The organism is Mycobacterium sp. DHQP2018-32-09, from assembly GCF_058148405.1.
Genome location: NZ_JBYVYK010000045.1, coordinates 23,933 through 37,647 on the forward strand (window position 1 = coordinate 23,933; position 13,715 = coordinate 37,647).

Annotated in this window: 11 protein-coding genes; 1 reads left to right on the forward strand and 10 read right to left on the reverse strand. The window is 70.0% G+C overall.

The window, feature by feature from the left end; all coding sequences use genetic code 11:
• Position 1: 1 nt before the first annotated feature.
• The 7 genes from cysD to AC30CM_RS20420 form a co-directional block, all read right to left on the reverse strand.
• Complete coding sequence (gene cysD, locus AC30CM_RS20390; RefSeq protein WP_490118729.1) at positions 2-928, reverse strand: sulfate adenylyltransferase subunit CysD; 927 nt, start codon at positions 926-928, stop codon at positions 2-4.
• 134 nt (positions 929-1,062) lie between these two features.
• Positions 1,063-2,127: a C45 family autoproteolytic acyltransferase/hydrolase gene (locus tag AC30CM_RS20395; protein WP_490118730.1), complete on the reverse strand. Its 1,065-nt coding sequence runs from the start codon at positions 2,125-2,127 to the stop codon at positions 1,063-1,065.
• Between the two features lie 10 nt (positions 2,128-2,137).
• Complete coding sequence (locus tag AC30CM_RS20400) at positions 2,138-2,986, reverse strand: ABC transporter ATP-binding protein (RefSeq protein WP_490118731.1); 849 nt, start codon at positions 2,984-2,986, stop codon at positions 2,138-2,140.
• Positions 2,983-3,834 (reverse strand): ABC transporter ATP-binding protein, encoded by an 852-nt coding sequence (locus AC30CM_RS20405; RefSeq protein ID WP_490118732.1) that lies wholly within the window; start codon positions 3,832-3,834, stop codon positions 2,983-2,985. The genes AC30CM_RS20400 and AC30CM_RS20405 overlap by 4 nt, the downstream gene beginning before the upstream one ends.
• On the reverse strand, positions 3,831-4,745 hold the full coding sequence (locus tag AC30CM_RS20410; RefSeq protein ID WP_490118733.1) for an ABC transporter permease: 915 nt from the start codon (positions 4,743-4,745) through the stop codon (positions 3,831-3,833). The genes AC30CM_RS20405 and AC30CM_RS20410 overlap by 4 nt, the downstream gene beginning before the upstream one ends.
• Positions 4,742-5,692 (reverse strand): ABC transporter permease, encoded by a 951-nt coding sequence (locus tag AC30CM_RS20415; protein WP_490118734.1) that lies wholly within the window; start codon positions 5,690-5,692, stop codon positions 4,742-4,744. Before AC30CM_RS20415 ends, AC30CM_RS20410 begins: the two co-directional genes overlap by 4 nt.
• Positions 5,693-5,721: 29 nt before the next feature.
• Positions 5,722-7,380 (reverse strand): ABC transporter substrate-binding protein, encoded by a 1,659-nt coding sequence (locus tag AC30CM_RS20420; RefSeq protein WP_490118735.1) that lies wholly within the window; start codon positions 7,378-7,380, stop codon positions 5,722-5,724.
• Between the two features lie 157 nt (positions 7,381-7,537).
• Between AC30CM_RS20420 and AC30CM_RS20425 the strand changes: the two genes are divergently transcribed.
• On the forward strand, positions 7,538-8,569 hold the full coding sequence (locus tag AC30CM_RS20425; RefSeq protein WP_490118736.1) for a LacI family DNA-binding transcriptional regulator: 1,032 nt from the start codon (positions 7,538-7,540) through the stop codon (positions 8,567-8,569).
• A gap of 57 nt (positions 8,570-8,626) precedes the next feature.
• Here the strand turns inward: AC30CM_RS20425 and AC30CM_RS20430 are convergent, their stop codons facing one another.
• Genes AC30CM_RS20430 through AC30CM_RS20440 form a run of 3 tightly spaced genes read right to left on the reverse strand, consistent with a single transcriptional unit; the run spans position 8,627 to position 13,681 of the window.
• A complete protein-coding gene (locus tag AC30CM_RS20430) occupies positions 8,627-10,534 on the reverse strand; it encodes an ArnT family glycosyltransferase (RefSeq protein WP_490118737.1) in 1,908 nt (635 codons plus the stop codon).
• Positions 10,531-11,799 carry a bifunctional glycosyltransferase family 2/GtrA family protein gene (locus tag AC30CM_RS20435; RefSeq protein WP_490118738.1) on the reverse strand — a complete coding sequence of 423 codons (1,269 nt, stop codon included), beginning with the start codon at positions 11,797-11,799 and terminating at the stop codon, positions 10,531-10,533. Before AC30CM_RS20435 ends, AC30CM_RS20430 begins: the two co-directional genes overlap by 4 nt.
• Positions 11,800-11,854: 55 nt before the next feature.
• Positions 11,855-13,681: an ArnT family glycosyltransferase gene (locus AC30CM_RS20440; protein WP_490118752.1), complete on the reverse strand. Its 1,827-nt coding sequence runs from the start codon at positions 13,679-13,681 to the stop codon at positions 11,855-11,857.
• Between the last annotated feature and the right edge of the window lie 34 nt (positions 13,682-13,715).

Below are 13,715 nucleotides of genomic sequence, written 5' to 3' on the forward strand. Positions count from 1 at the left end.
ATCAGAAGTACCCTTCGCGCTTGCGGTCTTCCATCCCCGCCTCGGAGATGCGGTCGTCGGCGCGCGTGGCACCGCGTTCGGTGAGCCGGGACACCGCGGTCTCGGCAATGACCTCCGACACCGTGGCGGCCGACGATTCGACGCATCCCGTGCACGTCACGTCACCGACGGTGCGGAACCGCACGGTCTTCTCGATCACCGGCTCGTCGCTGCGGGGCTGCATGTACTTGTGCACCGCCAGCAGCATCCCGTCGCGCTCGAACACCTGCCGCTGATGGGCGTAGTAGATCGACGGCAGCTTGATCTTCTCGGCGCCGATGTAGGACCAGATGTCGAACTCGGTCCAGTTCGACAATGGGAACGCGCGGATGTGCTCGCCCTTGCGGTGCCGCCCGTTGTAGAGGTTCCACAGCTCGGGGCGCTGGTTCTTCGGGTCCCATTGGCCGAACTCGTCGCGGAAGCTGAAGACGCGCTCCTTGGCGCGGGCCTTCTCCTCGTCGCGGCGCGCGCCGCCGAACGCGGCGTCGAACTTGTTCTCGCGGATGGCGCGCAGCAGCGTGAAGGTCTGCATCGGGTTGCGCGACGGGATGGTCTCCACGACGCGGCCGGCGTCGATGTCGTCCTGCACCTTGGCGACCACCAGCCGGATGCCGGATTCGGCGACCAACTCGTCACGCGCCGCGAGCACCTCGTCGAAGTTGTGCCCGGTGTCGACGTGCATCACGGGGAACGGCAACCGGCCGGGCTGGAACGCCTTGATGGCCAGGTGCAGCATGACGATGGAGTCCTTGCCGCCCGAGAACAGCAGCACGGGCTTCTCGAACTCCGCCGCGACCTCGCGGATGATGTGGATGGCCTCGGCCTCCAGCGAGCGCAGGTGGCTCAGCTCGTACTTGCCGGCCGGCTGGTCGAGATCGGCGACCGTCATGACTTCCTCTTTAAGTTGGTAGAGTTAGCCAGAATTGCAATCATGCCCAGGAATGTACGCCCGGGCGCCGAACCGTGTCAACGATTCGTGGAGTCTGCGTCGCGCTCAGCGCGACGCAGACTCCACGAATCGCGTCAGGCGTGCAGCGTGATCCACCTGCCGTCGGCCGCGTCGAGGGGCGTGCCGTCGAGGATGCGAATGGTGCGCGTCTCCGGGTGGGACACGATGGTCGCCAACGTCGACCAGCGGTCCCCCAGCGCCAGCGACATGTCCGGGACGCACGTCAGCGGCGGCTCCCCCGGCTGCGACGACAACAGGTCGACGAGTTCGGCGGTGGTCCGCGGACTGCGCTGCGCAAGCCGTGCGCGCACCATGTCGAGACGCTGGGTGGAGTCCGGCTCGTACAGGGCGGACTTCTGCGCAGCCAAGGGCACCTCGTGCTGGAAGTGATTGGTGCGCTGCACCGAGCCGTCGACCTCGGCGACCACGAACACCCCCACCGGCGTCAACTCCGCCGACACCGCCGTGGAGGCGTCGAGCACGGTCAACGCGGTCGACGACTGCAGCGGGGTCCGACGGATCACGGTCAGCGCCTCGGCCACGGTCGCACACTCCGACAGCACGACATGGGCGAGCAGATGCACCGGAACGCCTCCCACGCCGTCATCCGCGTGACCGAGGATGTTGAAGTGCAGGGCGAGGCCGGCCTCGTTCACCCCGATCTTGCCGAGGATGCCCTGCTCGGTCAGCCCCGCATAGCGCAACCCGATGCCCGCGACGGTCTGCGTGTGCCAGAAGTCCTCGAACTCGACGTGCCAGTCCCAGGTCTGCACGGCGTACCGACTGCCGTCGAGTACCGCGGTCACCGTCGAACACTCGTGCGCGCCGCGGCTGCCGAGTGCCAGGATCTCCGTGCGCGCGTTCAGCGCCACCACCGTGTCCAGGTCGACGCCGGCTCCCTCGGCCACGCCCTCGAGTTCGTCGAGCACGTCACTGCGCCATCCACGGACGGCCGCGATGGTCTCGCCGACGGCCGCGCGTTCCTGCTCGGCGCTCACCCCCGATGCCCGGTACAGCTCCGAGTAGCCGGCGTAGACCGCGGCGAGGCTGGGACGCAGCGCCCGGCCCCGGGCCTGGCCCCGCTCGCGTGGCGTGCCGCCCGCGACGTCGATGTGCAGCCGCTCCTGCGTGGGTGTCACTCTCGTTTCCTTACGTTGATGGTGGGTCGGGTCGGTCGGTGCCGACGAGCGCGTCGCGGAGGCCACGCCGCGGACGCCATCCCGGGCGGGGCGCCGACGCGATGAGTAGCCGCGTGTAGGGCTGCTGCGGGGTGTCGAGGACGGTATCGACACCACCGCGCTCGATGATCCTGCCGGAGCGCATGACCACGACGTCGTCGGCAATGTCGCGCACCACCGAGAGGTCGTGCGTGATGAACACATAGGACAGGCCGTGCTCGGCACGCAATCGCTTGAGCAGGTCGAGCACCTGCGACTGGACCGATACGTCCAGCGCCGACACGGCCTCGTCCAGGACGATCACGGCCGGCTCGGCCGCCAGCGCCCGCGCGATCGCGACCCGCTGCTTCTGCCCGCCCGACAGCGCCTCGGGCCGGGCACGAGCATGCCGCTCGGTCAGGCCCACCTCGGCGAACAGCTCGCGGAGCCTGGTTCGCCTGCCGGCCTTGTCGAGATCCGGGCGGTGTGCGCGCAGCATCTCGTCGATGGTGGCGGACACGGGCAGCGACCGGTTCAACGATCCCTGCGGATCTTGGAACACCATCTGCACCAGCTTCGCCCGCTCGCGAAGCTGCCGTCGCGCCGTCGTGGGCCGCACCTGGCGACCGTCGATGCGCACGGTGCCCGAGTCGGCCGACTCCAGTCCGACGATGACCCGCGCGAGCGTCGACTTGCCCGAACCCGACTCTCCCACCACCGCCAGGCAGGTGCCACGACGGACGACACACGACACGTCGTCGAGCGCCCTCACGCCGGCCTTGCGGCCCAGGTGGAACGTGCGGCCGAGATGCTCGACCTCGATGATCGGCGTGGCGGTCATGCCGTGGCCTCCGGCGCGCTCGTGCCCGTCGCGGTCAAGAACGCGGCCTCGGGGTGACCGTCGGGGTAGAGCAGCGGACGGGCGGCCATCAGCGCGCGGGTGAACTCGTGCTGCGGACGGTCCCGAATCCGTTCCGGGGTACCGACTTCGAGGACCACCCCGTCCTTCATGACCGCGAGGCGATCGCAGACGCCGGCCGCCAGGTCCAGGTCGTGCGTCACGAAGACCATCGAGAGCCCGTGCTCCCGCCGCAGTTCGTCGAGGATGGCGGCGACCTCGGCCTGCGTCGTGACGTCGAGCGCCGTGGTGGGTTCGTCGGCCAGCAACAGCTTGGGCGTACCCGAGAGCGCCCCTGCGATGACGACGCGCTGCAGCATGCCGCCCGACAGTTGGTGCGGATAGGACCGCAGCACGCGGTCGGTGTCGGTGATGCCGACGTCCCGCAACAGCTCGGCCGCCCGGCGCCGGGCCTCGGCTCGACCCATCGACCGTGCGTCGGTCATGCCTTCGAGCAGGAAGCGGCCAACCGGCAGAACGGGATTGAGCGCCCCATGCGGATTCTGCGCAATGAGCGCGAGATCGTCGGCCCGGATGGTCCGCAGCGACTCCCCTTCCGCCGCCAGCAGGTCGACGCCGTCGAGGTGGATCGCACCCGTGACGCGGGCGCCTGCCGGCTCGATGCCCAGGATGCACTTGAGCGTCATGGACTTTCCGGACCCGGACTCGCCGACGAGGCCCAGCGCCTCGCCCGCGCCGAGTTCGAACGACACCCCGCGCAGGATCTCGGCCTCGCGGCCGGTGGCGGGATCGGTTACGCCCAGGGTCAACTCGTCGACCGTCAACATCATCGCGTCCTCCCCGACGCCCGGCGGCCCCCGAGTTGCTCACCGACGTAACCGAAGGCCGCGACGGTGATCACGATGGCAAGGCCCGCGTACACGCTCTGCTCCCAGTAGCCCCGTTGCAGTGACGCCTGCCCGTTGGAGACCATGAGCCCCCAGTCCGGCGTGGGCGGTTGCACGCCGAGGCCGAGGAACGACAGCGCGGCGAGTTCGATCATCGCGTAGCCGAAATTGATCGTCATGCCCGTCAGGATCTGCGTGCGGACGTTGGGCAGGATGTGCCGCACCGTGATGAGGAAGCCCGAGATGCCCTGCAGCTGAGCCGACGTCACGTAGGGCAGGTGGCGTTCGCGCAACGCGACCGCACGGATCACCCGAGCCGAATAGGGAGTGAACCCGATGGCCAGCGCCACCGACGCGGTGAGCAGCGACGGTCCGAAGATTGCGATGGCGAGGATCGCCAGCAGCATCGTCGGGAATGCGAACAGGATGTCGAGCACCCTGCTGATCAGCGCGTCGACCCTGCCACCGAACCACACCGCGGTCAGCGCCAGCGTCGTGGCCAGCACGGCGGTCAGCACGATCACGATCGTCGGACCGAGCAAACTCGTCCGAGCACCCCAGAGGATTCGCGAGAACACGTCGCGACCCGATTGATCGGTACCCATCAGGTGGGCGGCGCTGAAGGCCTCGTGCCGCTGGGTGACGCTGCCCGCGAAGGGGTCGTAGGGAGCGACGAGCGGCGCCAACAGCGCGGCCAGGACGACCACCACGATGATGCCGAGGCTGATGACGCCCGCGACGCCGAGCCGGCGGACGACGCGCCGCCAGGCCGGAATCGTTACGACGTCGACGTTTCCCGCCGGCAAGGTCGCCGCCTGGGGTGTGGGCGGGGGCGCGACGTGCGGTTCGGTCATCGGGCGGCCACCCGATCGTCGAGGCGGACGCGCGGATCGATCACCGCATACAGCAGATCGACGAGAAGGTTGATGACGCCGAAGGCGAGCACCATGATGAGCGCGATCGCCTGCACCACCGCGAAGTCCTTCTTCTGCACGGAGTTGACCAGCAGCGACCCGATACCGTCGAGCGTGAACGCGTACTCGATCACGAACGCGCTGGCCAGCAGGCCCGCGATGTTGGTGCCCAACACCGTCGTCACGGGCAGCATCGCGTTGCGCACGGTGTGGCGCCACAACACCAGCCGGCGCGGCACGCCGCGGGCGATCGCCATCACCACGTGTTCGGATCCCTGCTCCTCGCGGACCGCCGTCCTGGTGATGCGCGCGACGACGGCGACAGCCGGGAAGGCCAGCGCGACGGCCGGCAGCGTGAGGTGCCACAGCCGGTCGGTGAAGCCGCTCCCCGACCCCGACACCGGGAACCAGCCGAGATTCGACCCGAAGACGAACATCAGCACGAGCGCGGCGAAGAACGTCGGGACCGCGAAGCCGAGGTTGGACCCGAACACCACCAGTTTCTCGAAGGCACCGGACCGCGTCGCCGCCAACACCCCGAGCCCGACGCCGAACACGATGATCAGCAGCGCCGCCAACGCGGCGAGGAACGACGTCGTCGGAAGGCGCGAGGCCACCAGCGTGCTGACGTCCTGCTGGGTCAGCAGCGACCTGCCGAGGTTGCCCTGCAGCATGTCGAGCAGCCAGTGCCAGTACCGCACCAGGAACGGGTCGTCGAGCGCGTACTGGGCCCGAATCGATTCGAGCACTTCGGGACTCACGGTACGGCCCTGCACTAGGAACTGCTCCGGACTACCCGGGGCCAGGTACATCCCCGCGAACACGACGAAGCTCGAGACCACGAGCACGGCGACCAGTGCACCGAACCGCTTGACGGCGTACGTCATCGACGACGACCTCCCATGACGTCTGCGATTTACTCAGCGGCGCCGAGGTCGGCGGCCCACGGGTAGTACAGGTAGACGAAGGACGCAGGCGCCCCCGTGATCTCGTCGCTCATGTACATCCGGACCACGAGGTCGTTGATCGGCACCCACGGTTGCTGCTGCATGACCAACGCCTCGGCGTCGACGGTCAGCTCGGCCCGTTTCTTGGGATCGGCCTCGGCATAGGCCGCGTCGATGGCGCGGTCGATGGCGGGGTTGGAGAAGGCCGAGAAGTTCTGCTCGGCACCGGTGTACGCGATGTCCTTGAGCTGGTTCAGCGGTGACGGCGACGTGAGGTAGTTCGTCGTCACGAAGCCGTCGTAGCCGGCACGAGCCTTCGGATCGGAGAAGAAGGTGCCGAACTGGGCACTGGGAACACCGACAGGTTCCACGACCAGCCCGAGTTCCTTGGCGCCGTTGGCGATCTCGTTGAGGATATCGGCGTAGAAGCTGCGCTCGCTGGGGTAGGCGATGCGAATCGGCTTCGACGTGTCGACCGTCGCGGCCTTCAGTTCGTCCTTGGCGGCGGCGACGTCGAAGCTCAGGTCCGGCAGCTTCTCGTCACGCAGTGCGGCGACGTCGGGGTACCGATCCCATGGTGCTTGCGGCACCACCGAGCGCGACGGCGTCGCCGTGCCTTCGTAGACCGTGTCCGCGATGGCCTGCCTGTCGGTCGCCCGGGTCAGCGCCCGGCGGACGGCGGGATCGCCGAACACGCCCTGGCCGGTGGAGATGATGGCCATGTCCTGCATGCCCTGGCCGTAGTAGAGCTTGCCCCTGGAGCCGTTCGACAGCTCGCCGAGGGCGGGCAGGGGGACGTCGTAGGACCCCTGGATCTCGCCGGTGGACAGCGCGGTCGCGATGGCGGTCGGATCGACGACGAAGCCGATCTCGACCTCCTTGGCCTTGGCCTTGCGGTCGGCGTTCCAGTAGCCGTCGTACCGCTGCAGGGTGATCGACTGCCCCTGCTTCCAGCCGCCCGGCGCGAATCGCAGCGGGCCGGTGCACATCACGCCGGCACCCGGGTTGCCGTAGTCCTGGCCGGCGGCCACGCGCTGCCGCTGCTGCACGACGGCGCCCAAGTTGGTCGAGAGCGATTCGGGCAGAATCGTATTGGGCTCGGTCAGCGTCAGTGTCACCTGGTGGTCGCCAGTCTTGGCGATGCTCGCCACCTTGTCGAAGCTGGAGGCCAGGTAGCTGCCCTCCTTGGGGTCCAGGTGACGGTTGAGGCTGAACACGACGTCGTCGGCCGTCATGGGACTGCCGTCCCAGAACGTCACGTCGTCGCGCAAGTCGAACACGTAGGTCTTGCCGTCGGGAGACAGCGTGAAGCCCTTGGCCAGGTTGGGCGTGACCGAGAAGTCGGGCTGCATCTGGAACAGCGACTCACACAGGTTGGCCACGATCTGGTTCTCGGAGTAGTTGAACGCCTTGATCGGGTCGAGGCTCGCCAGCTCACCGTAGGTCGAGTTCCACGTGACCTTGTCGGCGTCCCCCTTGGCCGGGGGCGTGGTCTGCAGCAGGTTGGTCGTCTTGGACGTACCGGAGGCGTCGTCGCCCCCGCCGCGATTGCCCGAGGCGCACGCGGAGACGGTCAATCCGGCGGCGACGAGCAGGGCGATCGACGCCCTGGTCCTGGCAAGCAACACGTGTTCTCCGTTCGACGTACGGGCCTGGCATCCGGGTCGTCCGACCGAGCCCCGCCTGACGACCGCGCCGAATGCTAGCACCCAAACCGGTTTGGTTAATGACCTAGGTCACGTTCTCCCACGACGTGCCGGCGATTCGACCCGCTAATCTGACGCGATGCAGCGGACGGGGCGGCCGACGATCAGGGACGTCGCCAAGGCGGCGGGGGTGTCCCCCACGACCGTGTCGCACGCGCTCAACGGCAAGGGCGTGGTGCGCCGCGAGACCGTCGAACGCATCGAACGGATCGCCGCGGAGATCGGCTACCGCCCGAACGCGGTCGCACGCGGCCTCGGCCAAGGCTGGCTGGGGCTACTCGCCCTCGTCATCCGACCACTGCACAGCCTCGGCAAGGAGACCTACCTGCCCGAAGGCGTCGACTACTACCTCCGGATGTCCGGTGCCGCAGCACTTGCCGCCATGGAGCACGGCTACAGCATGATGCTGATCGACGATCCCACCCGGCCGAGCGTGCCGCTCAGCGCGCTCGCCGCGGACGCCTACATCGTCGTCGAGCCCTACGAGAACGACCCCGTGCTGACGCTGCTGGTGGAGCAGCACATCCCGGTCGTCGCCATCGGGGCCGACCCGGCGCGACCGGGCCGCTTCGTCGAACTCAGCGAGGGCGCCGACCAACAGACCGAGCTGATGCTGGCACACCTGGTGGCCGCGGGCGCCCGACGCATCGCCCTGGTCACCGGCACCACGCGCAACGACTGGAACATCAGCACGCGCCGCGTGATGCGGGAGTGGAACGCCGCCAGGGGGCTGGACCCGCTCATCCTCTCGCTGCCGGAAGTCGACGGCGAAGCCGTCGGCGACGTCGTGCTCGATCACTTCCTCGACGACGCGGCCACCGATCGCCCGGATGCGATCTTCTGCCTCACCGGGCGGCACGCGGCGGGCGTCACCGCGGCCGCCCTGCGCCGCGGCCTGCGGGTGCCGGAAGACCTCCTGGTCGCGGCCGCCGCCGGGGTCTTGCAGAACCGCACCTCCACGCCCACCGTCACGACCCTCGACCTGCGGCCAGAGGAAACCGCGCAGCGCGCCGTCGAGATCGCGGTCCAGCTCGCCGAGGGCGCCGCGGTAGAGGGTCAATCCCAGTCACCCGAACCACGCCTGGAAGTGCGACAGTCCACCACCCGATGACGAGCGATTCGTGGAGTTTGCGTCGCGCGCAGCGCGACGCAAACTCCACGAATCGCGTCAGGAGGCAGGCTGCAGGTCGTACACCGTGGTGCCGCCGACCACCTGCTTGGGGAACGTCGCCTCGACCCAGGACGTGATGTCGGCGGCCGACCCGTCGCGGTGCATGCCGGGGCCCGGTCCGCGGTCGGAGGCCAGGAAGTACCGCACCTGACCGTCGGCCACGTACTGCTGGAACTCATGCAGCGTCGGCGACGGATCGCCGCCGGTGAAGCCGCCGATCGCCATGAGCGACTCCGTCGTCTTCAACTCCAAACCACTGACCTGCATGGACCCGATGGCCGCGGCGGCCCACCGGTAGTTGCCTGCCTCGGCGACCAACGTCTGCAGTTCCGGATCGTCATGGAAGCCGAACGGCCCGCCGTCGGGTTTGCCCTCGGGTCCACCCGGGCCGCCGAACCCGAAGCCGCCACCCGGTTTCGCCGGGCCGGACATCGCGATCGGGCCGCCTTGCCTGCCTGCGACGGTCGCGATGGTCCACACCGCCGGCGCGGCGGCGCCCACCAGGACGGCCGCCACGGCCAGGCCGGCCGCCACCCGGGGGCCGCGCGGGACGCCGACGACGAACGCCACCGCGACGACGAGCGCCCCGGCGAGCGCCACCCACCGCAGCGCGGACAGCCAGTCCGGGGTGCGGCCCAGGAGGACGAACGCCCATGCCCCGGTGGCTGCCACCATGACCGCCAGCACCGTGCGCGGGACGACAGCGGCGCGCCGTCGCCACAGTTCGGCGCCGGCCATGCCGACCACCGCCGCGACCGCGGGAGCCAGGGCCACCACGTAATACGGGTGGATCGTGCCGTCCATGAAGCTGAACACCACCGCGGTGACGAGCAACCAACCGCCCCACAGCAGCAGCGCGGCGCGGCGTCGGTCAGTGCGCGCCGCCCGCCACGTCAGCCACGCCACCGCACCCATGCCCAGCAGCGCCGCGGGCAGCAGCCACGATGCCTCGGTCCCGAACGACGGGCCGAACATGCGGGTGACGCCCGGCTGGCCGCCGAAGAGCACGCTGCCGCCGAACGGGCCCTCGTGCTCGCCGCCTGGACCGTGGCCTCCCCCGCCGCCAGGACCGCCGCCGCCGAGGATGCGTTGAACGCCGTTGTAGCCCAAGGCCAATTGCAGCAGGGTGTTGTCGGTGGAGCCCGCGATGTAGGGCCGCGAGTCCGCGGGCCACAGCTGCACCAGGGCGACGTACCACCCCGCCGAGACCACCACCGCCACACCGGCGATCAGCAGCGCACCGATGCGGCGCCACAGCGAGATGGGTGCCGCCACCAGGAAGGCCAGGGCCAACGCGGGCACCGGCAGGAACGCCTGCAGCATCTTGGTCAAGAACGCGAACCCCACCGCCACACCGGTCAGTGCCATCCAGCGGTAGCTGCCGTGTTCGACGGCGCGCACCGTGCAGTAGGCGGCGACGACCAGTAGCAGAACCAGCAGGGCGTCCGGGTTGTCGTAGCGGAACATCAACGCCGCGACGGGCGTCACCGCCAGGGCGGTGCCGGCCAGCAGCCCGGCACCCGCACCGTTGGTGCGCTTGACCGTGGCGTACAGCACGGCGACGGCCGCGACGCCCATCAGCGCCTGCGGCAGCAGCAACGTGAACTCGTTGAACCCGAAGAGCCTGCCGGACAAGCCCATCACCCACATCGCGGCGGGGGGCTTGTCGACGGTGATGGCGTTGCCTGCGTCGAGCGAGCCGAACAGCCAGGCCTTCCAACTCTGGGTGGCAGCCTGGGCCGCGGCGGCGTAGTAGTCGTTGGCCCAGCCGTTGGAGCCCAGGCCCCACAGGTACAGCACTGCGGTACCGGCCAGCAGGAGCGGCAGTCGGAGCTTCGCCCAGCGGGACTGATCGGACTCGGTCCCGGGCTCGGCCGCGGCGGCTCGGTCGGCGGTGAGCGTCATCGACGGTTTCCTTCACGGGTGTGGGAGCGGCGGGGGTGGAACACCCAGCCGCGCAGGAGGACGAATCGCACGCAGGTGGCGATCAGGTTGGCAGCCACCAGCACGCCGATCTCCAGCATGCGATGGGGTTGGTCGACGAGGCCGTGCAGGCCCGCGAGCGCGCCGCTGGTGATCGCGAGCGCGATGCCGAACACGATGAGTCCCTCGACGTGGTGGCGGGCCACGTTGCCCGCGACACCGAAGGTGAAGCGGCGGTTGGCCGCGGTGTTGCCGACCGCCGTCACCAGCAGGGCCACCAGGTTGGCGGCCTGCGCGCCGATGACGGGGTGCAGCAGCACGAACAGCAGCAGGTAGGCCGCCGTGGATGCGACGCCGATGGCACCGAACCGCACCACCTGGCGTAGCAGCGACCGCGGCGCAGCCGAGCGCCGCGACGGACTCAGTTGCGCGGCAATGGCGTTCACCGGGATGGAGCCGTCGGCGAAGCCGCGCAGCAGCCGGCCGACCCCCTTGAGGTCGGTGACGGCCGTGGCCACGATGTCGACGCGACTGTCCGGGTCGTCCACCCAGTCGACGGGCACCTCGTGGATGCGCAACCCGCTGCGCTCGGCGAGCACCAGCAGCTCGGTGTCGAAGAACCACCCGGTGTCGGACACGTGCGGCAGCAGTTCACCTGCGACGTCGGCCCGGATGGCCTTGAACCCGCACTGGGCGTCGGAGAACCCGGCCGACAGCGTGGAGCGCAAGATGAGGTTGTAGCAGCGCGAGATGATCTCGCGCTTGGCGCCGCGCACCACACGCGACCCGCGGCTCAGCCGGGTGCCGATCGCGAGGTCGGAGTGTCCCGAGATCAGGGGGGCCACCAGCGGCGCCAGCGCCGCCAGGTCGGTCGACAGGTCGACGTCCATGTACGCGAGCACCTGGGCGTCCGACCGCAGCCACACGTCGTGCAGCGCACGCCCACGGCCCTTCTGCTCCAGGCGCACGTAGCGGACGTCGGGCAGGGTCGCCGCCAGGTGCGCGCCGATCTCCGGGGTCGCGTCGACGCTGGCGTTGTCGGCGATGGTGATCCGCACCGGGTACGGAAACGTCTCGCGCAGGTGATCGCGCAACCGGTGCACCGAAGCGGCCAGCGCGGCTTCTTCGTTGTACACGGGGATCACCACGTCGAGCACGGGGACGCCCCTGTCGGCGGCGGCACGCGCCGCATTGGGGCGGGAGGCGAAGCGGGTCACGGTGTCCGTCCGCAGGTCGATGTCCGTCATGAGTCAATCGTCGATCGGGGCGTTGTGTCGGCTGTGGGCATTGGCTATGCACCACCTATGAATCGGGGGCGGTTGAATCGGGGGCGGTGAGGTCGTAGATCTCCACCGGAGGGTGACCGGACTCGACGGCGACGGGCCTGAAGTGCGTCCTGACCCACTCCGCGATGTGCGCGGCCTCCTGGCTGCCGCTGCTGCCTCCCCGGCCGTGACCGCCGAACCCGCCCATCACGCGGGCGTTGACGAAGTAGTGCACCTGCCGCTGAGCCACCAGCTGCTGGAACTCCGAAAGCGTTGGCGCAGGGTCGGTTCCGTTGAACCCGCCGACCGCCATCACCGGCACGCCGGTGGCCAGCTGGTATCCGGCGGCGTTGTTCGAGCCGACGACGGCGGCGGCCCAGCGATAGCTCCCGGCGTCGGTGCGCACCAACCGGGCCACGTCGTCGCCGACGTCGGGCGAGTCGAGCAGGCCGCCGCCGAAGGACCCGAAGCCACCGCCACGCGCCGGGCCCACCGAGGGGATGGCGCCGGAGTGCGGTGACGCGGCCGTCGCGACCGCGTAGGCGCCGGGACCCAGCAGGCACGCCGCCACGGCCAGCACGGCGGTCAGCCGGGCGACGGCCCCCGGCAGGCGCGCCACCACCACCAGCAGCACGGCGGCCACCAGCCCCGCCACGGCGATCGTGCCGCGCAACCAGGGCTGCCAGTCGGCCTGGCGGGCCAGCAGCACCACGGCCAGCACGGCGGTGCCCGCCACGGCAGCCGCCATGGCCGCTGCCGCGCGCACGTCGGATCGGTTGCGCCACAGGACGGTCGCGCCGATGCCGACGGTCGCCCCGATCGCGGGCGCCAGTGCCACCGTGTAGTACTGGTGCAGAATGCCGTTGGCGAAGCTGAACACCGCGGCCGTCACGAGCAGCCAACCACCCCACGTGACGGCCGCCGTGCGCAGCGGATCGGTGCGCGGCGTGCGACGAGCCACCACGATCGTGGCCCCGAGCCCGATGAGCGCGGCGGGCAGCAGCCACCCCGCGTAGTCGCCCATGCTGGCGCCGAGCAACCGCCCCCAGCCCACGTCGAAGTTCATGTTGCCGAGGCCGCCCACCTCGTTCCCCGTCAGCCGGCCGACGCCGTTGTAGCCCAGGGCGAGTTCGAGGACGCTGTCGTGCTGCGAACCGCCGACGTAGGGTCGTTGGGACGCCGGCCACGCCTCGACGAGCACGAGATACCACCCCGCGGTGACGACCATGGCCAGCGTGCCCGCGGCCAGGCGCCGTGCCCGGGTGCGCCAGGGCACCGCCGCGGTGAGCAGGTAGGCGAGCCCGAACCCCGGCAGCACCAGGAACGCCTGCACCATCTTGGCCAGGAACCCGATCCCGACCGCGACGCCGGCACCGACGAGCCACCATCGCCCGGCGTCGGGGACGCATGCGCGTTGCACGCAGTACGCGCCGACGACGAGCGCGAGCACCAGCAGAGCGTCGGGGTTGTTGAACCGGAACATCAGCACCGCCGCCGGGGTGAGCGCGCACACCGCGCCCGCCAGCAGGCCCGCCCACGGTCCGGCGGCACGACGCACCGCCGCGGACAGCACCGCCACCGTCGCGACGCCCATCAGCGCCTGCGGTACCAGCACGCTCCACGGGTTGAGCCCGAACAGGCGCACCGAGACGTCCATCACCCACAGTGCGCCGGGGGTCTTGTCGACGGTGATCGCGTTGCCCGCGTCACTCGAGCCGAACAGCATGGCCGTCCAGCTCTGCGCCCCGGCCTGCGCCGCTGCCGAGTAGAAGGCGTTGGCCCATCCGCTGGCCGACAGTCCCCACAGGTACAGCACCGCCGTCGCCGACAGCAGCACGCCGTGGGCGACGCGATGCCACGGCACCGTGCGCGGGCCGCGCGCGCCGTCGAGTCCAGGT